Here is a 24,273-nt window from a genome sequence, read left to right as displayed (position 1 = left end):
CAGGCGCAGGAACGCGTGCCACCCCAACCCGAGCGAAGGAGTCCCTCCCATGCCGCAGCCGTCCTGGCGCGTCGCCGTCGCCGGCTTCGATCACATGCACGCCGGCGACCAGATCGCCCTGGCGCTCGCGCATCCGCGGGCCGAGCTGGTCGGCGTCTGGGATCCGGATCCGGCGAAGGTCGACCCGGTCGCGGATGATCTCGGCGTCGACCGCGCCCTGCGTTTCGCCGACCTCGACACGCTGCTCGGCGAGGCCCGGCCGGACATCGTGATCGTCTGCTCCACCACCCAAGATCACCTCGCGCTGGTGCAGCGGCTGGCCCGCGAGGACATCCACATCGTGCTGGAGAAGCCGTTCGCGGTGTCGATCGAGGCCGCCGACGCGATGATCAAGGCCGTCGCCGACGCGCCAGGGGAGCGCCGGACGCCGACGCTGTCAGTGAACTGGCCGCTGGCCTGGTACCCGCCGCACCGCACCACCAAGCGACTGATCGACGAAGGCCTGATCGGCGACGTCCTCGAGGTGCACTACTACAACGGCAACCGCGGCCCGCTGAATCACGTGCACGGCAAGGCGGAGGCCGACCAGCTCGCGGCGAAGAACGACAGCTGGTGGTATTCGGCGGAGGCCGGCGGCGGCTCGTTGCTCGACTATCTCGGGTACGGGACCACGCTGGCGACCTGGTATCGCGACGGCGTCCTGCCGACGGCGGTGACGGCCCAGGCCTGGGGTCCGCCCGGCCTGGCGGTCGATGAGCAGTCGGTCGTGATCGCCCGCTACGCGACCGGACTGTCCGTGTTCCAGACCAAGTGGGGCTCCTTCACCGATCCGTGGACGATCCAGGGCCAGCCCAAGCACGGCTTCGTGGTCGTCGGCAGCCGCGGAACGATCATGAGCCTCGACTACGCCGCCGAGATCCACGTCCAGACCGCCGACGAGCCGTCCCCGGCCGCGGTCCCGGTCGACGTGCTGCAGCCCGAGGATCAGTCGGCGCTCGCGTACCTGATCAGCAGGCTGGAGCAGGACCTGCCGATCGAGGGCCCGACCTCCTGGCAGATCTCGCGCGGCGGCCAGCTGATCGTCGACGCGGCCCGGGAGAGCGTCCGGACCGGGGCCGAGGTCGCCCTCACCGACGGGCAGGCCACGGCATGACCGGGCCGGACCTGTCGGCGCTGGACTACGCGCCCAAGCCGGAACGGGGACCCCAGCTCGGCATCGCCGTCGTCGGCACCGGCGGGATCAGCGGGATGCACCTGACCGCCTACCGGGCGGCCGGCTATCGCGTGCTCGCGCTGTGCGATCACCAGGCGGAGAAGGCGATCGCGCGGCGGGACGAGTTCTTCCCCGACGCCGACGTCTACACCGAACTGGACGAGGTGCTGGCCCGGGACGACATCGCGGTGATCGACATCGCCACCCATGTCGACGTACGCCCGCAGCTGGTCCGGCGCGCCCTCGCGGCGGGCAAGCACGTGCTCAGCCAGAAACCGTTCGTCCGGGACCTGGCCGAGGGCGAGGAGTTGATCAAGACCGCCGAGCAGGCCGGCCGGCTGCTGGCGGTGAACCAGAACGGCCGCTGGGCGCCGCACTTCGCCTTCCTGCTGGCGGCAGTCCGGGCGGGCACGATCGGCCGGGTCAGCTCCGCCGACTTCGCCGTCCACTGGCCGCACGACCGGGGCGTCCAACACGACCCGGTCTTCTCGACGATGCCGGACCTGATCTTGTACGACTTCGGCATCCACTGGTTCGACATCGTCTCCCAGGTGTTCGCCGGCGCCGAACCGCGGTCCGTGTTCGCACGCACCGGCTCGGTCGCCGGTCAGGCGATCGACGTCCCGACCGTCGCCTCGGTGGTGATCGAATTCGATCAGGGCCAGGCGACCCTGCTGTTCCGCGGCGCGAGCCATTTCGACGAGACCGGCCAGTACCGGATCGAGGGCGAGTCCGGCGTGATCACCCACCAGGGCCCGTCGCTCGGCGGTACGTCCGCCACGGTGACGACCTCCGACGGCTCGGCCACCGTCGACCTCGGCGGCACCTGGTGGAGCCATGGGATGCACGGCACGATGGCCGAACTGCTGGCCGCGATCCACGACGGCCAGTCGCCCTCGAACGCCGCCGGTACCTCGCTGCCCGGGCTCCGGCTCTGCTTCGCCGCGATCGAGTCGAGCCACACCGGCCGGCCGGTCGACCCGCACGCGGTCGGCGCCCTGCGCTGAACGGGAAACGCTTCGACACCCCCCACTGGCAGCCGGATACTCTTGCAAGCTGACGTAACACGGCAAGGAACGGACGATGGCGAAGAAGACGACGAAGAGCGGCAAGGCGGGCAAGGACTCGTCCGGCCGGACCATGGTGGCGCAGAACCGCAAGGCGCGCCACGACTACGCCATCGGCGACACCTACGAGGCGGGCCTGGTGCTGACCGGGACCGAGGTCAAGGCGCTCCGCGAGGGACGCGCCTCGCTGGCCGACGCGTTCGCCACGGTCGATGACGGCGAGGTGTGGCTGCGCGCTGCCCACATCCCCGAGTACAGCCACGGCACCTGGACCAACCACGCCGCCCGCCGGACCCGCAAACTGCTGCTGAACCGGCGCGAGATCAGCCGGATCGAGCGGGACCTGACCTCCACCGGGACAACACTGGTCCCGTTGTCCATCTACTTCCTCTCCGGATATGCCAAGGTGGAGATCGCGGTCGCGACCGGTAAGCGCGAGTACGACAAGCGTCACTCGATCGCCGAACGGGAGTCGCGGCGGGAAGCCGAACGGGCCCTGGCGGCCCGGAACAGGGGTGAATGAGTCGATGCGGCGGGTCGCGAGCAGGGTCAAGGTCCGGGCCGAGGTCGTCAAACCGGTCCCAAGATCATTGATCTTGATCCTCGCGGCCCTGATCCTGGTCGCCGGGCTGGCCCTGGCCACCGCCGGCCGGGCCTGGGGCGCGAGTGACGAGATCAGCTCGTACCAGATCGACTACAAGGTGGACGAGGCCGGCGTGCTGCACGTCACCGAGACCATCGACTACGAGTTCGGCAGCTCGGGGCGGCACGGCATCGACCGCCGGTTCGTCACCCGGGAGAAGTACGACGACGAGAACGACGCCGTCTACGACCTCAAGATCATCTCCGTGGAGAGCCCGACCGGAGCGGCGACCGACTACGAGGAGTCCACCAGCGAGGAGGACAGCGGCCGGACGGTGGAGACCCGGGTCCGGATCGGCGATCCCGACGAGACGGTGTCCCGCTCCGAGACGTACGTGATCACGTACGAGGTCCGCGGCGCGATGCGGACCAGCGGCAACTACGACGAGCTGTACTGGGACGCGATCGGCACCGGCTGGTCCGCGACGATCAACGACATCAAGATCACCGCGACCGTGCCCGGCGGTGCCCAGGACACCAACTGCTACGTCGGCCCGCCGACCAGCAAGGAGGAGTGCGACGAGCAGTCCAAGAAGACCGGCTCGACCGCGACGTTCTCCCAGTCGACACTCTACTCGGGTGACGGCCTGACCATCGCCGTCATGATCAAGCCGGGACTGATCACGGACAACCAGCCGCACCTCGAGCCGGACGCCTCGAAGCTGACCCCGAGCGAGATGATCTTGTTCGGCGTGCTCGGCCTGCTCGGCGCCGTGGTGATGATCGCGCCGCCGATCGTCGGCTACCTGTGGTGGCGCAAGAACGGCCAGGACCAGCGCTACGGCGGTCTGGCCCCGGGCACGGTGCCGCTGGCCGGCCAGACCGCACCGGTGATCCAGCACGACCCGAAGATGCAGATCCCGGTCGCCTTCTCGCCGCCGAAGATCCCGGTCGCCGAAGCCGGCCTGCTGATCGACGGCCAGGTCGACACCCGGGAGACCGCGGCGACGATCATCGATCTCGCGGTCCGCGGCGCGCTGACCGTCCAGAGCGACGGGCCGGACGACTTCCGGGTCACCCTGGTCGACCCGAACCGGGCCGCCGCGCCGCACGAGATGACCTTGCTGAGCAAGCTGTTCGACGGCCAGCCGCCGGGCACCACGAAGGACCTGTCGAAGCAGGGGACCATGGTCTCCGCGCACACGGCCATGCAGACCGCGGTCCGCAACCAGGTCACCCAGCGCGGCTGGTTCCTCAAGGTGCCGTCGGCGAGCACGAGCGGCGGCGTGGGCTTCGGCGCCGTGGTGATCGGCATGTTCGGCGCCTTCGCGGTCGGCATCCCGCTGTTCTGGATCGCGATCCCGCTGGCGCCGCTGGTGATCACGCTGATCGTGCTGCGCAGCAAGCTGCGGCGCGGGCGCCGTACCCCCGACGGACGGGCGGTCTGCGACCAGGTGGAGGGCTTCAAGACCTACCTGGAGACCGCCGAGGCCGAGCAGTTGCGGTTCGAGGAGGGCGACGACATCTTCTCCCGCTACCTGCCCTGGGCGATCACCTTCAATCTGGCCGACCGGTGGGCCGAGATCTGCGCCCGGATGGTTCAGCTCGGCCGGATCCCCGACACGATGCCGTACTGGTACTCGGGCAGCTATCACAGCCTGACCAGCTTCAACACCGGCTTCATCACCGGCACCCTGATCAGCGCCTCCACCCCGGTCCCGTCCAGCGGCGGCGGCAGCGGGTTCAGTGGCACCGGCTTCGGCGGCGGGAGCTCGTTCTCCGGCGGTGGCGGGTTCTCCGGCGGCGGTGGTGGCGGCGGAGGCGGCGGCAGCTGGTAGCGGCCGCCGCCCCGGCCCGGAGGGTCAGCGAACGGCGAGCAGGTCGACCACGAAGATCAACGTCTCGCCCGGGGCGATGGCGGAACCGGCGCCGCGATCGCCGTACGCGAGGTGCGGCGGGATGACCAGCTTGCGGCGGCCACCCACCTTCATGCCGGCGACGCCCTGGTCCCAGCCCTGGATGACCCGGCCGGCGCCGAGCGGGAAGTCCAGCGGCGCACCGCGGTTGTAGCTGGCATCGAACTCCTCGCCGGAGGAGTGGGCGACGCCGACGTAGTGCACGCTCACCTGGGTGCCGGGCGCGGCCTCCGCGCCGTCGCCGACGGTGATGTCGGTGATCTCCAGGTCCGCCGGCGGCGGCCCGTCGGGAAATTCGATCTCGGGTTTCTCGGTCATGGACAAACCCTATGGGTACGTCCTCGCCCCCGTGCGGAGGACCACGGGACCAGTCAGGGGAGTGCCCGATGGTCCCGTGGTCCCGCGTCGACCAGGCTTGTCCCCATGACTTCCGCATTCGAACACCCCAGCCTCAAGATGCCGGTCACCGACGAGCAGCGGGACCGCGCCGAACAGTGGCTGCAGGAGGCGTACGCCGACGGACGGATCACCGAGCAGGAGTTCGACCGTCGCATCGGCCAGGTGATCTCGGCGGGCAATCGCCGCGAACTCAACGAGGCGTTCTTCGGCCTCGTCCACGTGCCGGGGCCGTCCAAGGCGCTCGGCGTCCATCCGGCCTACCAGCCGATGATCCGGCCGGAGACCAAGGAGCAGGCGGGGCGCGGCATGGCCGGGCTGGCCCACTTCTCGGTGTTCTTCCTGTGGATCTTCGGTCCGCTGCTGTTCTTCGCCCTCTCCCGCGAAGGCAGCTATCCGCGGAAGGAGGCCGCCAAGGCCTTCAACTTCCAGCTGATCTCGGTCATCACCCTCGTGGTCGCGGCGATCGTCAGCAACTTCGTCCCGTTCGACATCTTCGACTGGATCTTCCCGCTGATGGGCCTCGGCTGGCTGGTCCTGACGATCATCGGCGGAGCCAAGGCGCTGCAGGGCGAGAACTGGACCAACCCGGTCAAGTCGGTGATCAAGCTCGAGGCACTGAAGGAGCGCTGAGCCGCACGGCTCACTCCCCAGGAAAGGTCGGCATGCGCGGAACATGCCGGCCTTTCGGCTTGTTCATATTGGTGATGCACGCTGTTGGCCGCTGAGCTACAGTAGGCAGGCACAACTCAACAGGGGGTGATCGGTTTCGACTTGGGACGATAGTTCCAGGGGAAGCGGGCCGAGGATCCAAGGTCATCTCGTAAACGACTCCTTGGAAACCAATAAGTGCCGATTCTAAGCGCACTGACTTCGCTCTCGCTGCCTGAGCAGTGATCGAAGGGTCAGACCGGGCGTGCCTCCGTCCCGGACCCTGGCCTCATTCAGGAGGCTCACCCGTGCAGGCTGTGTCTTAGGGCCGTACGGGAACATCTACTGAGACTGGGCTTGTCTGCAACGTGCTGGCGCGAGTGCAGGGGCCGAGTAGAACGCTGAGCCAGCTGCGCCCGGAGAAGACCTGGTTCGTCGCTCGAGGACGCGGGTTCGATTCCCGCCACCTCCACCCGATCGCGGACCTTGCTCGGCGCCCTTCGGGCGCCTTCGCAGGGTCCGCTTCTGTTTGTTGGGGGACCGAGTCCCCCAGACCCCCTACGTTCTTCCGAGCCGGCCCACTGGGTGCAACCCCCCCCAGACCCCGCCCGGGAGGCCTCCGGACCCCCGTCGGTGTGATCGCTCCTATCGTTGCGACGTGGCTCTGGAGTTGTTCTCGCTGATCGTCGACGACTACGACGTGGCCCTTGCGTTCTTCACCGGGACACTGGGCTTCGAGTTGGTCGAAGACGTACCGTCCAGGACGACCGACGGGCGGGCCAAGCGGTGGGTCGTCGTGCGTCCGGCGGATGGCGGGCCTGGTCTGGTGCTGGCCCGAGCGGATGGTTCCGAGCAGGCCGCGGCGGTGGGGCGGCAGTTCGCGGGGCGGGTCGGGCTGTTTCTCCGGGTCGATGATTTCGATGCTGTGCTGCGCCGGGTACGGCAGGCCGGCTGCGACCTGGTCCGGCCGCCGCGCCTTGAGCCCTATGGACGGGTCGCCGTCTTCCGCGATCCCTGGGGCAACCTCTGGGACCTGCTCGGCGACGTCGACCGACCAGAGGTTCGTCGCTCGCTCCCAGCTCGCGGATCAGGGCCCCGCCCGGCCCGGGCGGAGGTTGCGGAGCCCGGTCGGGTTCCGGCCTCGCGCCCCGATCACCGCTGACGCTCTGGCCGGCTGCGCCGCGTCGGGCCCTCCGCGCTCGACTCGCGGCTTCGCTCGATTCGGTCGGCGTCCTGGGCTCGTGGGACACGGTCGCCGCGACTCGGGTGCGGCCATCCGCGAGCGGGGCTCATCGGGTCGTTCAACGCGCCGGACCACCCGTGCTGGCTCCGGAGCCCGGTTGGTTCGCGTCGAACGTCCTTCCCTCCGACCCAGGCCGCTCGGCGCTCGCGATGCTCGTCCGGGTTCCACGGCGAGGAATCTCCGACGGATGGGCCGATCGGAACCGCGCTCAGACCTCGGTGAACCGGATGGCGTCCAGCAGCAGCACCGAGTCGGCGGCCGCGGCTTCGGTGCGGAAGCGCAGCCGGTGGCGGCCGCGGGACAAGCGCGTCTCCCCGCAGTCGAACTCGGCGAAGCCCTCGCCCTCGGCCAACCGCGTGTCGAAGGGGTCGCCCTGCGGGGTGTCGCCGAGCAGGAGCCGGGTCGTGCTGCCGGTCCGGTGCTGCTTGACCCTCACCCAGATCCGGTACGTCCCCGGGCGCGGGACGTCCAGGCCGAGGTCCAGCGAACCGCCGGCCGGGCCGACCGGATGGGACAGCAGGGCATACCCGGCGGCGTTCGGGTCGGGGACCGGCACCGGTCGGTCGCCGGAGGGCAGCACGGGCAGCTTCTCGGCCTGGCGGCGGAACTCGTAGCGTCGCGGGCCGGTGGCCAGGGAGTCCCGCCCGTCGGTCAGCCAGGCCAGGTCGAAGCGGGCCAGCACGACGTGGTCGACCGCGTTGAACTCGTTCACCTCCCGGCCGTACAGGACCAGGATCGTGCCGTCGGCGAGATGGCCGAGGTCGGAGTAGCTGGACCGACCGGCGTTCACCACGCGCTCGAGGGGGAAGCTGTCGCCGCTGTCGTAGCTCAGACCGACGGTGAGGTTCTCCCGCGCCGTCGTGCTGTCCGGGCGGCTGAACAGGGTGCGCGACACGTCGCGGCTGCCGAGGTAGTTCGCGAAGCCAGAGTCGACGGCCGTGTAGTGCCGGATCGCGGAGTCGAAGACCGGCTCCGACCAGGTGTCGCCGCCGTCCCTGCTGACCGAGCGGATCCGCGGGTGCACGCCGGAACTGGCGTACCGGCCGTTCAAGATCAACGAGCCGTCCGGGCGCTCGACGATCCGAGACTCGTTGATCGGATAGGCGACGTCGAGGGGCAGGGTGCCGCCGGCTCGCCAGGTCTTTCCATGATCATCACTGATCACCACGCCGACCCCGTACCGCCGCTCGGGAACCGGCAGGCTCACCTCGCGGCGGTGCCAGACCTGGATGACCAGCCGACCGTCCCGGAGCTGGATGCCGTGGCCCGGCCCGGACAGGTGCACGGTCCACTCCGCCGGGTTCCCGTCGAACAGGCCGGTGAGCTCGATCCGGTCGCCCCAGCTGCGGCCGTCGTCGGTGCTGCGGCGCAGGAACAGCCGTGTTGCGGCGTTCTCGTGGTTCAGGGCGTAGCAGAGGAAGACGTCGCCGGTCCGCCGGTCGACCACCGGGGTCGGGTTGGTCCAGCTCTGCTCGCCGTCGCTCGGCTCGATCAAGATCGTTTCCGACCAGGTCCGGCCGCCGTCGGTGCTGCGCTTGCCGACGATGTCGTGCGGCGCGTCGTCGCCCCGGGTGATCCGGGCCTCGCTGAAGGCGAGCACGGTGTCCCGGCGGGTCACGGCGAGCCCGTACACGAAATGGGTCTGGCGGCCGTTCTCGCCGGAGGCCCAGACGATCGACTCGGCGAACCGGCCCGGTCGCCCGGTGGCGGCTGCCGTGCCGGTCAGCGCCGCGGCTCCGGTGATCATGCCCCCGGCCAGCAGCAGCCCACGGCGCGAGAAACCCCGATGTTCCATGATCAATCTCTCTTGATACGTATAAACAAGTAGGTCTGGCTCAACTTTCGCCGCCGCGAGAACGGGTGTCAAGGGTGTCCGGGCGGTCGGCCCGGTGCGCGAGATGATCACCGGGCCGACCACCGGATGATCAAGCGAGACGGGATCCGGTGAGCCGAGACTCACCGGATCCGTCCCGGCAAGATGATCAGTAGTCCTCGGTCTTCATCGCCTTCCGGAAGGTGGCGGCGCAGAAGGCGGTCCAGTTGGCCCCGCTGCTGGCGACGGTGCCGGAGCTCTGGCCGATCCGGCGGAGCACCGAGGTGGAGTCGCCGCTGGTCTCCGGGCCCCAGTCGCCGTCGACGCCCGTACCCAGGCCCCAGACGAAGTTGCAGGCCGCCTGGACGATGTAGGTCTGGCTGGTCGAACTCGTCTTGTAGGTGGCATTGCTCGGCGAGCCGTAGATCGCGTTGTCGGCGTGGATGTGGTTGTGGTGATCGGAGTTGTCGTAGTAGGTCAGCACGTGCTGGAAGTAGCGGGCCAGGCTGCAGGCCAGGCCCCAATAGCGCGGCCGGAGGTAGGCCTCGTTCGCCGTACCGCGCCATTGGTCGTACCGGCAGGACAGGTGGTTGACGCCGCCGGAGGAGTTCCGGAAGTTGTAGCGGGCCAGGTCGAACGCTCGACCCTCGCCGTGCATGCCCGGCTTGTTGACGTACGCGCCGTAGGAGAAGACCTCCACCGGCGCGCCCCAGGTGTCCGGCACGTTGTACGAGGTCCAGCGCTTCCAGGTGGAGAGCTGGTCGTAGAAGGCGTCGTTGAACTGGAGCGTGACCGGGTTCCCGGTCGGCTCGTAGTAGAGCTTGCAGTCCGCGCTGTCCAGCGTGCTGTGGCCGGTCAGGGCGTGGGCGGTTCCGGCCGCGGCGGACCAGCCGACGGCTCCGGCCGCCAGCACGCCACCGGTCCGGAGCAGGTCGCGTCTGGTCCGTCGAGGTCCTGGCATCGTCTCCGACATCGTTCGTCCTCTCGCAGTAGGGCAGATCTCACGGGCCCGGGTGGGCCCGAGTCTCGGGGGAGGTCGGTCAGCCGGCGGCGACGATGATCATGAACCGCCGGTCTGCTGCAGCGACTCCGCGTACTCGGCGGCGATCTGATCACCGCCGTCGCGTTTCCAGGCCGCGACCGCCTCGTCCCAGTCCTGCAGGGTGCGCTGGCCGCGGATCACCTCGTCCTGCAGGCCCGACATCGTCTTGTTCAGCGTGACGCCCTTGGTCTCGTCGGTCTGCGAATACAGCCCGGCGGTCGGCCAGGGCACGCCGTCGGAGACCGCCGACTCCTCGGCCCGGTACTCCTGCTCGGCGACGTCGGGGAAGCCGGCCACGTAGTGCACTCGCGGCGGTGACATCAGATAGCCGACGTTGAAGATCTCGCCGCCGCCGTCCTCGAGCGGGACCGGGTCGCCGCCCTCGCGGGAGTAGTGGACGCCCTCGATCCCGCTGGAGAGGAACAGTTCCTCCTCGGTGCCGAACGGCGCGGCCAGGTAGTTCAGCATCCGGAGCAGTTCGGTGATCCGGTCCGGCTCGGCCTGCTTGAGCGCGGTGACACAGAGGATCGCCGGGCCCAGATACTGCGGCGCCCAGCCGCCGCCGTCCCACTTCGGCGGCCGGACCACGGCCACCGTGTGCGCCGGGTCCTCGTCCTTGACCGCCTTGGCGCTGGGGAAGAACGCGCCGGGACCACTGACCATCCGGACCGTGCCGGCGGCGATCCAGGCGGTGACCTGGGAGCTGACCGCGTTGAACGAGTCGGGATGGAAGACGCCCTCTTTCCAGAGCCGGCCGACGATGTCGAGGGTCTGCCGGTACTCGTCGGTGGTGTAGTCGCGAGTGAACGTGCCGCCCTCGACCCGCCAGGTGTTCGGCGCCCCGACCATCTGGTTGACGTACTGGACCATGTTGCGTGGCGACCGCTCCGCCCAGCGGTTGTGCTTCGGATCGGACAGCTGCCGGAACAGTTCGCGCAGCTCCTCGCCGTCGGACGGTGCGATGCCGACGCCCAGTTCGGCGGCGATGTCGTCGCGGATGATCAAGGAGATCACCTGCGGGGTACGGTGCTGTGGGATGCCGTAGATGCCGTTGTTGTAGACGCCGGCCGGCCAGCTCAGCGTCGGGATGTTCGCCAGCGCCGGGTAGTCCTTGATCGCGGCCCCGCCGAGATGCTCGGTGAGGTCGGCGAACTTGGCCTTCAGCAGTCCCGGCAACTGGGTCGTCTGGTACAGCTGGACCACGTCCGGGATGTCGCCGCCGGCCAGGATGGTGGCCAGCTTGGCCGGGAAGTTCGCCGTCGGCGCGCCGAGCACGGTCAGTTCCGCGCCGAGCCGCCGCTCCAGTTCCTGCCAGTAGCGGTTCGCGGACCGTTCCCGGACCACGGTGTTGATGATCGCCGCGGAGGCGACTGCCCGGCCGCTGGTGATCGGCGTCGACCCGCTGTCGGTGAACGGCTTCGGGGCGGCCGGGTACTGGTAGAAGGCCGGCTGGACACCGGCTGCCGTGGCGGGCAGATCGGCCGGGACCCCGGCGAACGGCACGTAGTCCGGCAACGCGATCCTGGTCCGGGACTGCTGCTGGCCCGTCGCCCCGCCCCTGTCGGTGCAGGCGCCGAGCAGTCCGGTGCCGCCGAGGGCGACCGCTCCGGCGGCGGCGCCACGCAGCAGGGCACGGCGGGGCAGTCTCAGCTCGGTCATGATCATCGACCTTCCTTGATCAACTTCGCGTGATGGGTACGGCCGTCGCGGTCGCTCGCGTCGAGCTCCAGGGTGATCGTCGAGCCGTTCCGGGTGACCTCGACGGTCGGGTCGGCTGACTCCGGCCGAAGCCCGATCCCGGACAGTTCGACGGTGAACGTGTCGACGTTGTGCGCCGGATTGGCGACGCCGATCTTGACACTGCGGCCGCGGGCCGTGATCGCGACGCTGCAGAGCTTGGTGGCGCTCAGCGTGGCACCCGCGAGCTCGCCGGCCAGGTCGACCTGCTCGGCCGGATCGGGGATGCCGAAGAAGTTGACGCCGGTGAAGCCGGACCCGGGCGCGTACAGGGCATGCGTGTACCGGGACTGGGCGAGCAGCCGGACACCGGGATTCTGCTGGCGTTGCTGGGTCTTGGCGGCACTGGCCCCGGGCAGGATCAGGTACGCGTAGCCGCCTTGGTCCGGGTCCGAACCATGATCGAGAAGGAGCGTCAGGTAACGCCGCGTGTACGGGGTGTCGTCGTGCCCGCTCCAGTAGGTGTTGATGTCCAGCCAGGTGCCGGTGCGTTCCTCCCGCAGCGCGACCAGGTCCGGCTCCTGGCCGGCCGGCGCGTCGAGCAGGATGTAGCCGCCGACCCGGTCCAGGTGCGCCCAGCCCGGCCGGCCGAGCCGGGCCGTCCAGCCCTGGTCGGACGGCTGCCGTACGCCGTCGATGATCAACGTGTTCGTACCGGTCTCGAACAGATTGCGGTTCTCCATGATCGTTTCGATCGGGTACGAGCCGTCGCCGACGATCCCGGAGCCCAGCGCGACGACCGCGTCGTCCAGGCAGAACCAGGACTTGTTGCCCTTCAGCGCCGAGCCCTCACCGGGACCGACGATCTTCTGACCTATCACCGCCCGAACCCCGTCGGCACTCGCGCCGCCGGCGAAGCTGGCCGTGGTGCCGCGCTCCCACATCTCCGGCAGCGGCCGCCGCTCGACCGTCACGCCGGGCAGCCGCATCGGGTCGACGGTCGGCCAGAACGCGTCCGAGAACTGGGCGTTGTCACCGGTCAGGTAGAGATAGTTCATGCCCCGGCCCTGATACCAGCCGCGGCGGTTCTCGCCGGTCGACATCGCCTCGTAGGCGGCGACCCCGGTCCGGCACATCGCGATCGTGAACGCCCAGCCCGGCCGGCGGTGGATCGCCCGCGCCATACTCGGGATGACCCGGTGCTCGACCGGCTCCGGCGCCGGGGTCAGCGCAGGGTCCTCGAGGACGGACCGGAACAGGCCGAGCCGGCGCAGGTTCGTGGTGGCCAGCGGATCCGCGAACTTCGCCCGCTGGAACCAGCCGAGGCAGCGCTCGCGCCAGGCCTGGGCTCGGCCGGCGGGGACCGCGCCGGCCAGCGTCAGGATGCCCTCGGCGATGTCGAGGCCGGGCCCGTGCTCCACCCGGTCCTTGCGGGAGGTGGCCCGGCCGCAGATGTGGGAGAACGCCTGGTTGTCGTACACCACGGGCGCGTAGCAGTTCTCGACCGTGTCGAAGATCAACTCGACACCGGGGCCGGTGACCGCCCAGGTCGATCCGGCGAGCAGGGCCACCAGGACGCTCAGGTCGCGCAGCAGACCGGAGCCGTAGGTCCCGGTGTAGGGCTGGCTCTCGTGCTGGATGAAGCCGCCGTCGGCGTAGAACCCGTCGCCGTCGGTCGAATACACCATGACGTCGTCGAGCGCGTCACGGGAGTCGGTGATCCTGGCGGCCGACCGGCCGTTGATGCCGCGGACCATCACCGCCTCACAGAGATCGACCCGGTTGGCGCCGGTGGACAGCTTGTGCTTGGGATCGTCCGGTGGGTAGTTGTAGCGCGGATCGGGGACGTAGAAGTCGACCGCAGCGCCATAGGTGGCAAGATCATCCGGGTCGGCGGCGTCGCCCAGGATCGCGAAGACCCCGTTGAGATACTGCGGAATCGCGATCTCGAAGTTGTACCAGTTGCCGTTCTCCGGCAGGCCGTCGCGATAGTTGTGGGTGAGGATCGTGTGGGCCCCGGCCTTGATCGTTTCCAACACCGCTTCGGAGCCGTGGTGGCGCGATCCCGCGGTGGCCCAGGTGGTGCCCAGCTCGCGCAGCCGGCTGGCGCTGGTCGCGGTGTCCCGGGAACTGTCCGGGTCGTCGGGGTCGTAGGACAGATCGGTGAAGACCGAGGTCCGGTCCGGGTCCGGATCGACCAGTGCGAGCAGATGGTCGGCCGCGCTGTCCCGCGCGGTGATCACCGCGGCCACCGCCGGATCGGTGGGATCCTGCGGGCCGCCGGTGAGGAAGTCCACCCACCAGCGGCGGAGCCGGGCGAACTCGGCGTCGTCGGCGTGGGCGAGGGCAGGCACGCCGAACACGGTCGCGGCGGTGACGCCGGCGGCGGCACCGGAGGCACCGTGGAGGAAGCGGCGTCGGCTCAGGCCCGGCGGCTCGGCGGCGGACGCGCTGTGCGCTGGTCCCGGGTCGATGATCATGAGGACTCCTCGGGATCGGATCGGCGGCGGATCTGCGGTGATCTGCTCCGCCGATGCGCCTCAGATTACGACGGGTTCCGTCATAAGGTCAATGGTGATCACCATGACGATCTCTGAAAGCTTTGTGTCGAAAGAGTTTCGGACATTGCGGGTTATTATCGGCACTCGATGGAAATGGTCCGGCTAGAGTTCGGGTGAAGATCAGGAGGTGCCGCATGGTTGCTCCGGCCTCGTCGGGTTCCGACCCGGCCCTGTTGCGCCGGCTCAACACGGAGCTGGCCCTGCGCACCGTGCGGGACCTGGGCGAGATGACCTTGGCCGAGGTGGCCCGGGTCGCCGGCCTGGCCCGGTCCACGACCGCCGACGTCCTCGGTGATCTGGTCCGGTCCGGGATCGTCGCCGAACTGCAGCCGGCCAGCGGGCGCTCCGGCCGGCCGGCCCGCCGGTACGCCTTCCGCGCCGATGCCGGCTACGTGGCGGGCGTCGGCATCGACAGCACCGGTGTGCAGGTGGTGCTCTGCGACCTGTCCGGCGACGTGATCGTGACCAGTGCCGGCGAACTGGGGGCCCACGCCGCCTCGCCGGTACGGATCGCGCGGCAGGTGGTCGAGGAGGCGCTCCGCGAGGCCGGGCTGCGGCCCCGGTTGCTGCGCGCCGTCGGGGTCGGCGTGCCCGGTGTGGTCGGCGCGGCCGGCGACATCCTGATCTGCCACAGTCATCCGGACTGGGACGGAGTTGATCTTGCCGGCACGTTGAGTCGTGAACTGCGTTGCCCGGTGCTGGTGGAGAACCGCGGCCGGATGGCCGTGCTGGGCGAGGTCTGGCGGGGGATCGGGGACGGCGTCCAGGATTTGATCTTCGTCCATGCCGGGGCCCGGAACGGCGTCGGAGTGATCGCCGGCGGCGTGCTGCTGCGCGGGCGGCACGGTGCGGCCGGCGAGATCGGCCACCATCCTGCACTGTCCTGGACCGGTCAGCGGCGCTACCGCGATGATCTTGCCGAGCTGTATCCCGAGCTCGGCCTCACCGACGCCGCGGCGGCCGCCTTCGCCGCCGCGACCCGAGGTGAACCGAGGGCCGGTGCCCTGGTCGAGCGCTACGTGGGCGACCTCGCCGAGGGGATCAACGCGCTGGTCCTCGTGGTGAACCCCGAACTGGTCGTCGTCGGCGGCCCGATCACCCGCGGCGGCGAGCCGGTCCTGGCCGCCCTGCGCTCCCGGATCGAGGAGGTCGCCCTGTTCCCGCCCAAGGTGAGGTTCTCCGCGCTGGGCGACGACGTGGTCGCGCTCGGTGCCGCCCGCCGTGCCTTGCTCCGGATCGAGGAGAACCTGCTCGAGCTCACCTGACGTACCGGCACCTGAGGATCGCGATCTATGGACGATCTGGTCCACTTGGCTCGCGGGTGACGCTCAGTAGCATGATCGTGTGGAGCATTCCGGCGAGGCCGCGGCCGCGAGGCTGACCGAGCGAGGCGCGCGGACCAGGGCGCGGATCGTCGCGACGGCAGTCGAGCTGATCCGCGTCCGCGGTGTCGGTGGCACCACGCTCGACGATGTCGTCGCGGCCGGCGCGGTCAGCAAGTCGCAGCTGTACCGGCACTTCGAGGACAAGAACGCCCTGGTCCGGGCCGTCGTCGAGGTGGTGGGGGAACGCACCATCGCGCTCGAGCGGGAGCGGTTGGGCAAGGTGACGACGTTCGCCGGTCTGCGACGCTGGCGGGACGCTCTGGTCCGCACCAACGCGCTGCAGGACGGTCGGTACGGCTGCCCGCTCGGCTCGCTGGCCAACGAGGTGGCCGACCAGGACGCGATCGCGCGACAGCAGCTCGTCGCGCTGTTCGCGGCGTGGCGGGAACTGTTCGAGGACCTGCTCCGGCGGTTCCAGGATCGCGGGCTGATTCCGCGGGACGCCGACGTCGCCCAACTCGCCACCGGCCTGCTCGCGGTCGTCCAGGGCGGATACCTGCTGGCCCAGACGGCTCGTGACGTCGCCCCGATGGCCACCGCGATCGACCTGGCCATCGCGCACCTGCGCAGCCTGGAGGACTGAAGATCGCGGCGGCGTTGCGGGACCAAAACCGGTGCCGGCGGTGTTCTGTCCAGTGGCGCCGCAGCCAGCGGCGCCGGAAGAGGAGGAATTCGTGTCACAGGTCTACCGCAAGACCCCCGAAGCGCTGAGCCGCCTGACCGAGGACCAGTACCGGGTCACCCAGCAGGACGGGACCGAGCCGGCGTTCGGCAACGAGTACTGGGACAACCACGAGCCCGGGATCTATGTCGACGTGGTCTCCGGTCAGCCGCTGTTCTCGTCGGCGGACAAGTACGACAGCGGCACCGGCTGGCCCAGCTTCACCAAGCCGATCGCCGCGGACGCCGTTCGGACCCAGTCGGATCGTTCCCTCTGGATGGCCCGCACGGAAGTCCGGTCCAGCGGCGCGGACAGCCACCTCGGACACCTGTTCGAGGACGGTCCGCGCGAGGCCGGCGGCCGGCGCTACTGCATGAACTCGGCCGCCCTGCGCTTCGTCCCGGTCGCCGAGCTCGAGGCCCAGGGCTACGGCGAGTACCGCGCCCAGTTCGACGAGGCCGCCACCACCAGCACCGAGGAGGCATCATGACCAGCGGCAGCAGCGACACCGGCACGATCACCCGGACCCCGGGCACCGAGACGGCCGTCCTGGCCGGCGGCTGTTTCTGGGGCATGGAGGATCTCATCCGCCGCCAGCCCGGTGTGCTGAGCACCCGGGTCGGCTACACGGGCGGGACCAACGACCACGCGACGTACCGGAACCATCCGGGTCACGCCGAGGCCGTCGAGATCGTCTTCGATCCGACGGCGACGACGTACCGCGACGTGCTGGCGTTCTTCTTCCAGATCCACGACCCGTCGACCCTGGACCGCCAGGGCAACGACATCGGGTCGAGCTACCGGTCGGCGATCTTCCCGGTCACGCCGGAGCAGGAGCGGATCGCCCGGGACACGATCGCTGACGTGGACGCCTCCGGCCTCTGGCCGGGCAAGGCGGTGACGACGATCGAGCCGGCAGGACCGTTCTGGGAGGCGGAGCCCGAGCATCAGGACTATCTGGTCCGGTATCCGCACGGCTACACCTGTCACTTCCCGAGGGCCGGCTGGGTGCTGCCCCGGCGTGACGCGTCCGTCTGAGTGAGGTCGGCGGGGCGCCCGGGGCTGCGGCCCCGGGTGCGCCGCATCCGACGGTGTCGGGTGCAGACTGGCCCGGTGACTGAGGACCTGGACTCCCTGGAACTGATCCGGGCGGCGATCATGGCCGATCCGGACAACGCGGCCGCGACGGCGGCTGGTTGGAATCCCTTGTACGTGGCCGATCCGCGGGCCCGGATCGTGATCATCGGGCAGGCGCCGGGGCTGCAGGCCCAGGAGTCGGGAGTGCCGTGGAACGACGCCAGCGGCAAGACCTTGATCAGTTGGCTCGGGGTGACCGAGGAGCAGTTCCGGGACCCGGCGCTGTTCGCCATCCTGCCGATGGACTTCTACTTCCCGGGCAAGGGTGCGCACGGTGATCTGCCGCCGCGGCGCGGCTTCGCCGAGCGCTGGCATCCGCCGATCCTGGGTCGGCTCCAGTGGCTGGAGCTGACCCTGCTGATCGGTGCGTACGCGCAGAAGCACTACCTGAAGGGGCGGGCCCGAGCGAATCTCACCGAGACGGTCAAGGCCTACCGGGACTACCTGCCGGAGTACCTCCCGCTGGTCCATCCTTCGCCGCTGAACTTCCGCTGGCAGGCCCGGAACCCGTGGTTCGCCGCGGACCTCGTGCCCGACCTGCAGGTGCGGGTCCGGCGGTGCCTCGGCTGAGTCCGTACGCCATAATGGACGAAATCGTCCAAAAAGTGACGGGACGTGGGCCTGTCACCGGAGAGAGGAAGGCCCGATGAAGGCCATCGTGGTGACGGAGGAGGCGGCCGGAACGGCCGGAATGAAGCTGGCGGAGCGGCCCGACCCGGTCGCGGCGCCGAACGATGTCGTGGTGCAGGTGCATGCCTCGGGATTCACCCCCGGCGAACTCACCTGGCCCGGCACGTGGACCGATCGACTGGGCCGGGACCGGACCCCGTCGATCCCGGGCCATGAACTGGCCGGGGTCGTCAGCTCCCTCGGCTACGGCACGGCCGGGCTGTCCGTCGGCCAGCGGGTGTTCGGACTGGCGGATTGGACCCGCGACGGCACGCTGGCGGAGTACGTGGCGGTCGAGGCACGCAATCTCGCGCCGCTGCCCGGCGATGTCGACTTCACGGTGGCCGCGAGCCTGCCGATCTCGGGTCTGACCGCGTGGCAGGGCCTGTTCGTGCACGGCCGGGTACGGGCGGGCCAGAGTCTGCTCGTGCACGGAGCGGCCGGCGGCGTCGGATCGCTGGTGACGCAACTCGCGCGGGAGGCGGGCGCGTACGTGATCGGCACCGGCCGGACCGCCGACCGCCGGGCCGTGCTCGACCTCGGTGCGCAGGAGTTCGCCGACCTCGAGGACGGCTCGTGGGCGGACGCGGGCCCCGTGGACCTGGTCTTCGACGTGGTCGGCGGGGAGATCGGCCGGCAATCCGCGAGTCTGGTCCGCGAGGGAGGGACCCTGGTGACGATCGCCGGGCCGCCGGAGGTCCGCCCCGCCGGCGGCCTCGTGATCGACTTCGTGGTCGAGGCTGACCGGACTCAACTGGCCGAGATCGTCCAGCGCGTCCGGGAAGGTCGCTTGCGGACCAGGATCGGGAGCGTCGCGACGCTCGACGAGGCCGTGGCCGCGTTCAACCCGAGCGAACGCGTCGCCGGGAAGACGATCATCCGCGTTCGCCCATGAGCACCCGGACCGTCGACGCGTCCTGACCGCGTTCGGCGATGTGGCCGTCCGGCCGGACCAGCAGGTAGCCGCCGCGGCGCATCCCACACGCCGCGCGGGTGCCGCCGCCGGGATCCGACGTGTCGTCGATCCGTACCAGCACAGGATCCTGGCCCGACTCGACCGTGCTCGTGGCCGCGCCGCCGACCGGGGTGAAGTCGATCAAGGTGAAGTGCGCGGGAGCGAGATGATCATGAAGGGTTCCGCCGTTCACCGGAAGGTCCGGCAGCCGGTCGCCCACGACCGGGACAGCGCCCGGACGGGCCGGCCGGCGGGCATAGCTGATGTCGAGCTGGGAGTTCTCCCAACTGGTGCGCCGGGCCAGCGGCCGGCTGCCGGCGGTGGCCCGCAGCAGCAGGTCCCGGGCACCTCGGACGATCGGGTTGCGCAGCCCGTACATCCGGCGCCGGGCCTCGACCTTGGTGATCGTCGCCGCGGCCACCGGACGCCGCTCGGCCTGGTACGCGTCCAGCAGCTCGGGCGCGCCGCCCCGGATCACCCGGGCCAGCCGCCAGCCGAGATTGACGGCGTCCTGGATGCCGAGGTTCATCCCCTGGCCACCGAACGGTGGGAAGACGTGCGCGGCGTCCCCGGCCAGGAACGCCCGGCCGCCCCGGTAGCGGTCGGCCAGGCAGACCCGGGTCCGGTACACGGAGATCCAGTCGGTCCGGGTGATCCGGATGGTGGTCGGACCGCGTTCGTTCAGCATCGCCTGGAGCAGTTCCAGGGGCGGCTCGGCCGGCCGGTCGTCGCCCGCCGTCCGGTCGGTGACGTCGACGAAGAGCCGCCACAGCCCGGCCGGGCCGGGCAGCCGCATGATCATCAACGGCCCTTCGGGACCGAGCCACATGCCGCTGTCCTGCACCGGCGGGGCCGGATCGAGGACGGCGTCGGCAAGGTAGTAGGTCTCGCCGGTGGCCACTCCGGTGAACGGGATGCCGAGCTGGTCCCGGACCGTGCTGCGCGACCCGTCGGCACCGATCAGCCAGCTGGCGGTCAACTCCCGACCGCCGGTGAGGCGGGCGGTGACCGACCGGTCGTCCTGTGTGAGCGTCTCGAGCTCGCTGCCGGTCGCGATCTCGATGCCGAGCTCGCCGAGCCGGCGGCGGAGGATCGCCTCCAGGCCCTGCTGCGGCAGCACATAGGTGTACGGGTACGGGCTGTCCGGCGGCAGCCACGGCATCCTGGTCAGCTCCTCGTCGCCGCGCATGATCGAGGCACCGCTGAGCCGGTAGGCCTGCCGGTCGACCTCGTCGGCCAGGCCGAGGCCGGCCAGCAACTCCATCGACCTGGCCTGCAGCCCGAGCGCGCGGGAACTGCTGGTGGGCGTCGGCCGCCGGTCGATCAGGCGGCACGGGATCCGGTTGGCGGCGAGGACGAGGGCGGCGACCATTCCGGTCGGTCCGGTGCCGACGATCAGCACGTCGGAGCCCTGGCGGTGTCGAGTGTGGTCCACACCTTCCCGACGAGACAGCCGGGGCGAATGTCAGGATGGGCGGATGACACCATCCCGCGGCACCGGCCTGCCGCTGCCGCCGCTGACCAGCCCGGTCCGGATGATCGGCGGCCGCCGGTTCGACTTCGCCCGCGAGATCGCGATCATGGCGATCGTCAACCGGACCCCGGACTCGTTCTTCGACCAGGGCCGCGACTTCGAACTGGACCGGGCGGTGGAGTCGGCCTGCACGGCCGCGGCGTCCGGCGCGGACTGGGTCGACATCGGCGGCGTACCGTTCTCGCCGGACACCCCGCCGGTCAGTGAGAGCGAGGAACTGGACCGGGTGCTGCCGGTGATCACCGAGACGGCCCGGCGCAGCTCGGTGGTGATCTCGGTGGACACCTGGCGGCCTGAGGTGGCCCGCCGGGCGATCGCCGCGGGTGCCTCGGTGATCAACGACACCAGCGGCCTCCATGATCAGGAACTGGCCGAGGTGGTGGCCGGCTCGTCCGCGACGCTCGTCGTCACTCATTCCCGTGCGGCGCCCGGTCGGCATCTGCGCCGGCCGCAGTACGGCGACGTGGTCACCGAGGTGCGGCAGTTCCTGGCCGATCGGGTCAACCTGGCGATCGGGCTCGGGGTGCCGGAGGACCGGATCGTCATCGATCCCGGGCACGATCTGAACAAGAACACCCGGCATTCGCTCGAACTGACCCGGCGCCTCTCCGAGATCGCCCGGCTCGGGCTGCCGCTGCTCGCGGCCGTGTCCAACAAGGACTTCATCGGCGAGGCAACCGGCCTGGACAAGCCGGACCGGCTCGCGCCGTCGATCGCGGCGGCCACGATCTGTGCCTGGCAGGGCGCCCGGATCCTGCGGATGCACGACGCCGCCGCGTCGGCCGCCGCCGCGACCATGATCGAAACCATCGCCGGCTTCGCCGACCCCGTCTACCAGCGGCACAACCTCGACTGAGGACGCCGTCAGCGGGGCAGCGGCGGGGTGACCAGGAAGTGCCAGCCGAGCCACCACCAGAAGGCGATGATCACGATCCGCGCCGGGCGGGACCGCATCGTCCGGTCCAGGACGGTGGCGAAGCTGGCGATGATCTGCGGACGGAGCCAACTGATCATGATCAGGGTGATCAGGCCGGCCGCCGCGATCCCGTACGCGAGCAGGATGATCACGCGACTCAGCGGCTCGGTCACGGCGCCCGCCAGCCACGACGGAGCAGCGCGAACCCGCCGCCGACCCAGGCCGCGGCGAAGGCCAGCCGGCCCGCATCGGTGTCCAGCAGCGGGCCGACCAGGTCGGAGACGGCCGGGAAGGCGAGTTGTGCGCCGGGCGCGTACCGGCTGAGCAGGTAGGAGATCACCTCGAACGCACACGCGGCCAAGCAGACCGCGGCCCAGCCGATCCGGCCCCGGTCGAGCGCCGGACCCGGCACCGGCTCCCGGCGGGCCGCGGTGCCCGCATCCGGCCAGGCCAGCAGCACCGCGGCCGACCCGGCCGCCGCGATGATCACCGCCAGCGGTAGCGAATAGCGCGGCGCGATCACCAGCGGGATGCCGACCGCGACTCCGATCACCGCCAGCGGCGGCCGGGTGGGCAGCCGGCGCCGGAGCCGGGACGGCCGGGCGAGGCCGCCGTCGATGATCAAGACCGTCGGCAGCGCGGCGAACACGGACGCCTCCAGGTGAGCGCCGCGGATGAACTGGAGGACCGCCATCAGCAGGCAGAGCGCGAGCCAGAGCCAGTCCCGGCGGACCACCGTCATGATCATGGTCGCTCCCCACCGTCCGGACGTCCCGGACGTCTCCACGGTAGTCCGGCCGGGGACGCGACCGGGACCTCGCGGACGGCGATCAGAGATCCGAGTTGCGACTCGCGGATCCGCAATCCACGGCCGCGGGCTCGGACCGGCAGTAGAGTCGAGCAACGCTCGGGAGACTTCAGGCACGTCGAGGAGGAGTCGATGCCGGACTCCGGACAGTCCGAGACCGCGGCTCCTGCCACCGGACAGCGCGGCCCGGACTTCGTCGCGCCAGGGATTCCGCAGGACCAGGCCCCGCCGGCGGTGCCGTTCCACGGCCAGGTCGGCGCCTATCTCGAGGACCTGACCCAGCCGGACCCGAACCAGCCCGACCCGAACCAGCCCGGGTCGCCGTACGGGCCCGTACCGCCTCCCGGGCCCGGATCGCCCGGCCGGCCGAACCGTCGGCTGCTCTGGATCCCCATCGCCGCCGTCGTCGTGGTGCTCGCGATCGTCGTCACCGTCGCGGCCCTGACCCGGCAGCAGCAGCCGCCGGTGGCCGAGGGCCCGGTGCCGGAGGACACGGCCCGCGCCTTCGTCGACGCCGGTTACCGCAGTGACTGCGAGGCGGCCCGGAAGACGATCGACGAGGAGTTCTGGGACCGCGCCGGACTGACCTGCCTCGACGTCAGCTTCCACGGCTCGGAGTTCGTCGACACGACGATCGCGGACTGGGCGTTCACCGACACCGAGGTGACCGGTGACCTGGCCAGCATCACCCTGGACCCGCCGGGCGAGATCCCGCCGACCGTGCTGCGGATGCGGCTGATCGACGGCGCCTGGCGGATCACCGACTGGCAGTTCTGAGTCACTCCCGCAGGGCGAGCCCGATCTCGCGGCCGACCGGCCGGAGCAGTTCGGCCGCCAGCCGCATGCTGCGGTCGGGATCCGGCTCCCGGTCGGCCAGCGCATAGACTCGGTCGAACCCCGCCCCGGTCGCCTCCGCCACGGTCAGCTGGTTGCGGCCGCAGACGGCGTACACGCGGGGGACTCCGGCGGCCCGGGCCCGGCGGGCCACCCCGATCGGCGACTTGCCGCCCAGGCTCTGGCCGTCCAGGCTGCCCTCGCCGGTGATCACGGCGTCGGCGCCGGCCAGTCGCCGGTCCAGGCCGACGAGTTCGCAGACCAGATCGATGCCGGGCCGCATCCGGCCGCCGAGTACGGCCAGCGCGGCAAAGCCCACCCCGCCCGCGGCACCGGCACCGGGTGCCGAGGCCAGCACCTCCGGATCGGCGCCGAGCGCCTCCGCCACCAGCCGGGCGTAGCGGGCCAGCGCAGCGTCCAGCAGTTCGACGTCGGCGGCGGTGGCCCCCTTCTGCGGCCCGAACACCGCCGCGGCGCCGTTCGGGCCGAGCAGCGGGTTGCTGACGTCGGCGGCCAGCACGATCCGGGCCTTCGCGATCCGCGGGTCGAGGCCGGACAGGTCGACCCGGGCCAGCTCGGTCAGCCCGCCGCCGCCGCTGGGCACCGGCCGGCCGTCGGCGTCGAGCAGCCGGGCGCCGAGCGCGGTGAGCAGGCCGGCACCGCCGTCGGTGTTGGCGCTGCCGCCGACGCCGAGCACCAGGTCCGTGCAACCGGCGTCCAGGGCGGCCTGGATCAGCGCCCCGGTGCCGGCGCTGGTGGCGCGCAGCGGGTCCCGCAGGGGACGGCCGTCGGCCCCGCGCGGCAGCTGGTCCAGGCCCGAGGCCGCGGCCAGCTCGATCACGGCCGTCTCGGGTCCGCCGCCGGCCGGCACCCCGATCGCGTACGTCGCGCGCACCGGGTCACCCAGCGGCCCGGGCACCTCGACCTCCACCGCCCGGAACCCGGTGCCGACCGCGGCCTCGACGGTGCCCTCGCCGCCGTCGGCGACCGGCACCAGTTCGGTCTCGATCCCGGTCCCGGCCAGGCCGTCGGCCAGAGCCCGCGCCACCTCGGCCGCGGTCAGCGAACCCTTGAACTTGTCCGGGGCGATCACGATGCGCATGGCCGTAGTGGGGGGGGGGGGGGGGGGGGGGGGGGGGGGGGGGGGGGGGGGGGGGGGGGGGGGGGGGGGGGGGGGGGGGGGGGGGGGGGGGGGGGGGGGGGGGGGGGGGGG

The 24,273-nt window shown here is 70.9% G+C and carries 23 protein-coding genes and 1 other RNA gene; 15 read left to right on the top strand and 9 right to left on the bottom strand.

The window, feature by feature from the left end:
• Positions 1–49 precede the first annotated feature (49 nt).
• The 4 genes from AC6CCG_RS29715 (at position 50) to AC6CCG_RS29700 (ending at position 4,700) form a co-directional block, all read left to right on the top strand.
• Entirely contained in the window at positions 50–1,153 is a 1,104-nt protein-coding gene (locus AC6CCG_RS29715; protein WP_496658413.1) for a Gfo/Idh/MocA family protein, read from the top strand.
• Entirely contained in the window at positions 1,150–2,220 is a 1,071-nt protein-coding gene (locus AC6CCG_RS29710; RefSeq protein ID WP_496658412.1) for a Gfo/Idh/MocA family protein, read from the top strand. Before AC6CCG_RS29715 ends, AC6CCG_RS29710 begins: the two co-directional genes overlap by 4 nt.
• Before the next feature lie 76 nt (positions 2,221–2,296).
• Complete coding sequence (gene smpB, locus AC6CCG_RS29705) at positions 2,297–2,803, top strand: SsrA-binding protein SmpB (protein WP_496658411.1); 507 nt, start codon at positions 2,297–2,299, stop codon at positions 2,801–2,803.
• 4 nt (positions 2,804–2,807) lie between these two features.
• Positions 2,808–4,700 (top strand): DUF2207 domain-containing protein, encoded by a 1,893-nt coding sequence (locus AC6CCG_RS29700; RefSeq protein WP_496658410.1) that lies wholly within the window; start codon positions 2,808–2,810, stop codon positions 4,698–4,700.
• 24 nt (positions 4,701–4,724) lie between these two features.
• Here AC6CCG_RS29700 and AC6CCG_RS29695 read toward each other — a convergent pair whose 3' ends face one another.
• On the bottom strand, positions 4,725–5,096 hold the full coding sequence (locus AC6CCG_RS29695; protein WP_179748950.1) for an FKBP-type peptidyl-prolyl cis-trans isomerase: 372 nt from the start codon (positions 5,094–5,096) through the stop codon (positions 4,725–4,727).
• Between the two features lie 105 nt (positions 5,097–5,201).
• On the opposite strand from AC6CCG_RS29695, the gene AC6CCG_RS29690 reads away from it, so the two are divergent.
• The 3 genes from AC6CCG_RS29690 (at position 5,202) to AC6CCG_RS29680 (ending at position 6,987) form a co-directional block, all read left to right on the top strand.
• Positions 5,202–5,807 (top strand): DUF1707 and DUF4870 domain-containing protein, encoded by a 606-nt coding sequence (locus AC6CCG_RS29690; protein ID WP_496658409.1) that lies wholly within the window; start codon positions 5,202–5,204, stop codon positions 5,805–5,807.
• Positions 5,808–5,929: 122 nt separating this feature from the next.
• Positions 5,930–6,300: a transfer-messenger RNA gene (gene ssrA / locus AC6CCG_RS29685) on the top strand.
• Positions 6,301–6,483: 183 nt separating this feature from the next.
• Positions 6,484–6,987: a VOC family protein gene (locus AC6CCG_RS29680; RefSeq protein WP_496658408.1), complete on the top strand. Its 504-nt coding sequence runs from the start codon at positions 6,484–6,486 to the stop codon at positions 6,985–6,987.
• A gap of 289 nt (positions 6,988–7,276) precedes the next feature.
• Here AC6CCG_RS29680 and AC6CCG_RS29675 read toward each other — a convergent pair whose 3' ends face one another.
• The 4 genes from AC6CCG_RS29675 to AC6CCG_RS29660 all read right to left on the bottom strand — a co-directional run bounded on the left by AC6CCG_RS29675 (position 7,277) and on the right by AC6CCG_RS29660 (position 14,080).
• On the bottom strand, positions 7,277–8,863 hold the full coding sequence (locus AC6CCG_RS29675) for a sialidase family protein (RefSeq protein WP_496658407.1): 1,587 nt from the start codon (positions 8,861–8,863) through the stop codon (positions 7,277–7,279).
• A gap of 187 nt (positions 8,864–9,050) precedes the next feature.
• Positions 9,051–9,854, bottom strand: coding sequence for a hypothetical protein (locus AC6CCG_RS29670; RefSeq protein ID WP_496658406.1), 804 nt, complete (start codon positions 9,852–9,854; stop codon positions 9,051–9,053).
• A gap of 87 nt (positions 9,855–9,941) precedes the next feature.
• Positions 9,942–11,582: a type 2 periplasmic-binding domain-containing protein gene (locus AC6CCG_RS29665; RefSeq protein ID WP_496658405.1), complete on the bottom strand. Its 1,641-nt coding sequence runs from the start codon at positions 11,580–11,582 to the stop codon at positions 9,942–9,944.
• Between the two features lie 2 nt (positions 11,583–11,584).
• Positions 11,585–14,080, bottom strand: a complete 2,496-nt coding sequence (locus tag AC6CCG_RS29660) for a polysaccharide lyase 8 family protein (protein WP_496658404.1) — start codon at positions 14,078–14,080, stop codon at positions 11,585–11,587.
• Positions 14,081–14,295: 215 nt separating this feature from the next.
• Here AC6CCG_RS29660 and AC6CCG_RS29655 point away from each other — a divergent pair, with 215 nt between their 5' ends.
• From AC6CCG_RS29655 to AC6CCG_RS29630, 6 genes are all read left to right on the top strand, one after another.
• Entirely contained in the window at positions 14,296–15,426 is a 1,131-nt protein-coding gene (locus tag AC6CCG_RS29655; RefSeq protein WP_496658403.1) for an ROK family protein, read from the top strand.
• Between the two features lie 79 nt (positions 15,427–15,505).
• Positions 15,506–16,129: a TetR/AcrR family transcriptional regulator gene (locus tag AC6CCG_RS29650; protein ID WP_496658402.1), complete on the top strand. Its 624-nt coding sequence runs from the start codon at positions 15,506–15,508 to the stop codon at positions 16,127–16,129.
• A gap of 91 nt (positions 16,130–16,220) precedes the next feature.
• Positions 16,221–16,697 (top strand): peptide-methionine (R)-S-oxide reductase MsrB, encoded by a 477-nt coding sequence (gene msrB / locus AC6CCG_RS29645; protein ID WP_496658400.1) that lies wholly within the window; start codon positions 16,221–16,223, stop codon positions 16,695–16,697.
• A complete protein-coding gene (msrA, locus tag AC6CCG_RS29640) occupies positions 16,694–17,245 on the top strand; it encodes a peptide-methionine (S)-S-oxide reductase MsrA (RefSeq protein WP_496658399.1) in 552 nt (183 codons plus the stop codon). Before msrB ends, msrA begins: the two co-directional genes overlap by 4 nt.
• A gap of 75 nt (positions 17,246–17,320) precedes the next feature.
• A complete protein-coding gene (locus tag AC6CCG_RS29635) occupies positions 17,321–17,914 on the top strand; it encodes a uracil-DNA glycosylase family protein (RefSeq protein ID WP_496658398.1) in 594 nt (197 codons plus the stop codon).
• Between the two features lie 76 nt (positions 17,915–17,990).
• The gene (locus AC6CCG_RS29630) at positions 17,991–18,908 is read left to right on the top strand and encodes an NADP-dependent oxidoreductase (protein WP_496658397.1); all 918 of its coding nucleotides are present in this window, start codon (positions 17,991–17,993) and stop codon (positions 18,906–18,908) included.
• Here AC6CCG_RS29630 and AC6CCG_RS29625 read toward each other — a convergent pair.
• The gene (locus AC6CCG_RS29625) at positions 18,889–20,403 is read right to left on the bottom strand and encodes an FAD-dependent monooxygenase (RefSeq protein ID WP_496658396.1); all 1,515 of its coding nucleotides are present in this window, start codon (positions 20,401–20,403) and stop codon (positions 18,889–18,891) included. The genes AC6CCG_RS29630 and AC6CCG_RS29625 overlap by 20 nt on opposite strands.
• Before the next feature lie 43 nt (positions 20,404–20,446).
• Between AC6CCG_RS29625 and folP the strand changes: the two genes are divergently transcribed.
• Positions 20,447–21,358: a dihydropteroate synthase gene (folP, locus tag AC6CCG_RS29620; protein WP_496658395.1), complete on the top strand. Its 912-nt coding sequence runs from the start codon at positions 20,447–20,449 to the stop codon at positions 21,356–21,358.
• An 8-nt stretch (positions 21,359–21,366) separates the two neighbouring features.
• Here the strand turns inward: folP and AC6CCG_RS29615 are convergent, their stop codons facing one another.
• Both AC6CCG_RS29615 and AC6CCG_RS29610 read right to left on the bottom strand, forming a co-directional pair.
• Positions 21,367–21,591, bottom strand: coding sequence for a DUF6186 family protein (locus AC6CCG_RS29615; RefSeq protein ID WP_496658394.1), 225 nt, complete (start codon positions 21,589–21,591; stop codon positions 21,367–21,369).
• Positions 21,588–22,166 carry a hypothetical protein gene (locus AC6CCG_RS29610; RefSeq protein ID WP_496658392.1) on the bottom strand — a complete coding sequence of 193 codons (579 nt, stop codon included), beginning with the start codon at positions 22,164–22,166 and terminating at the stop codon, positions 21,588–21,590. Before AC6CCG_RS29610 ends, AC6CCG_RS29615 begins: the two co-directional genes overlap by 4 nt.
• A 192-nt stretch (positions 22,167–22,358) precedes the next feature.
• On the opposite strand from AC6CCG_RS29610, the gene AC6CCG_RS29605 reads away from it, so the two are divergent.
• Positions 22,359–23,003, top strand: a complete 645-nt coding sequence (locus tag AC6CCG_RS29605) for a hypothetical protein (RefSeq protein ID WP_496658391.1) — start codon at positions 22,359–22,361, stop codon at positions 23,001–23,003.
• Between the two features lies 1 nt (position 23,004).
• Here the strand turns inward: AC6CCG_RS29605 and AC6CCG_RS29600 are convergent, their stop codons facing one another.
• Positions 23,005–24,162, bottom strand: a complete 1,158-nt coding sequence (locus AC6CCG_RS29600; protein WP_496658390.1) for a glycerate kinase — start codon at positions 24,160–24,162, stop codon at positions 23,005–23,007.
• Between the last annotated feature and the right edge of the window lie 111 nt (positions 24,163–24,273).

It is taken from the genome of Microlunatus sp. YIM B11417 (assembly GCF_059617205.1).
The sequence above is the reverse complement of the archived record's forward strand: the minus strand, read 5'-3'. Positions and strand labels throughout refer to the sequence as shown.

Excerpts from the sequence above, each read along its gene's own strand:
- msrA (WP_496658399.1), top strand. The coding sequence starts at position 16,694 with ATGACCAGCGGCAGCAGCGACACCGGCACGATCACCCGGACCCCGGGC.
- AC6CCG_RS29605 (WP_496658391.1), top strand. The coding sequence starts at position 22,359 with ATGCCGGACTCCGGACAGTCCGAGACCGCGGCTCCTGCCACCGGACAG.
- AC6CCG_RS29660 (WP_496658404.1), bottom strand. The coding sequence starts at position 14,080 with ATGATCATCGACCCGGGACCAGCGCACAGCGCGTCCGCCGCCGAGCCG.
- AC6CCG_RS29665 (WP_496658405.1), bottom strand. The coding sequence starts at position 11,582 with ATGACCGAGCTGAGACTGCCCCGCCGTGCCCTGCTGCGTGGCGCCGCC.
- AC6CCG_RS29700 (WP_496658410.1), top strand. The coding sequence starts at position 2,808 with ATGCGGCGGGTCGCGAGCAGGGTCAAGGTCCGGGCCGAGGTCGTCAAA.
- AC6CCG_RS29670 (WP_496658406.1), bottom strand. The coding sequence starts at position 9,854 with ATGTCGGAGACGATGCCAGGACCTCGACGGACCAGACGCGACCTGCTC.
- folP (WP_496658395.1), top strand. The coding sequence starts at position 20,447 with ATGACACCATCCCGCGGCACCGGCCTGCCGCTGCCGCCGCTGACCAGC.
- AC6CCG_RS29715 (WP_496658413.1), top strand. The coding sequence starts at position 50 with ATGCCGCAGCCGTCCTGGCGCGTCGCCGTCGCCGGCTTCGATCACATG.
- AC6CCG_RS29610 (WP_496658392.1), bottom strand. The coding sequence starts at position 22,166 with ATGATCATGACGGTGGTCCGCCGGGACTGGCTCTGGCTCGCGCTCTGC.
- AC6CCG_RS29710 (WP_496658412.1), top strand. The coding sequence starts at position 1,150 with ATGACCGGGCCGGACCTGTCGGCGCTGGACTACGCGCCCAAGCCGGAA.
- AC6CCG_RS29655 (WP_496658403.1), top strand. The coding sequence starts at position 14,296 with ATGGTTGCTCCGGCCTCGTCGGGTTCCGACCCGGCCCTGTTGCGCCGG.
- AC6CCG_RS29600 (WP_496658390.1), bottom strand. The coding sequence starts at position 24,162 with ATGCGCATCGTGATCGCCCCGGACAAGTTCAAGGGTTCGCTGACCGCG.
- AC6CCG_RS29675 (WP_496658407.1), bottom strand. The coding sequence starts at position 8,863 with ATGGAACATCGGGGTTTCTCGCGCCGTGGGCTGCTGCTGGCCGGGGGC.
- smpB (WP_496658411.1), top strand. The coding sequence starts at position 2,297 with ATGGCGAAGAAGACGACGAAGAGCGGCAAGGCGGGCAAGGACTCGTCC.
- AC6CCG_RS29630 (WP_496658397.1), top strand. The coding sequence starts at position 17,991 with ATGAAGGCCATCGTGGTGACGGAGGAGGCGGCCGGAACGGCCGGAATG.
- AC6CCG_RS29690 (WP_496658409.1), top strand. The coding sequence starts at position 5,202 with ATGACTTCCGCATTCGAACACCCCAGCCTCAAGATGCCGGTCACCGAC.
- AC6CCG_RS29695 (WP_179748950.1), bottom strand. The coding sequence starts at position 5,096 with ATGACCGAGAAACCCGAGATCGAATTTCCCGACGGGCCGCCGCCGGCG.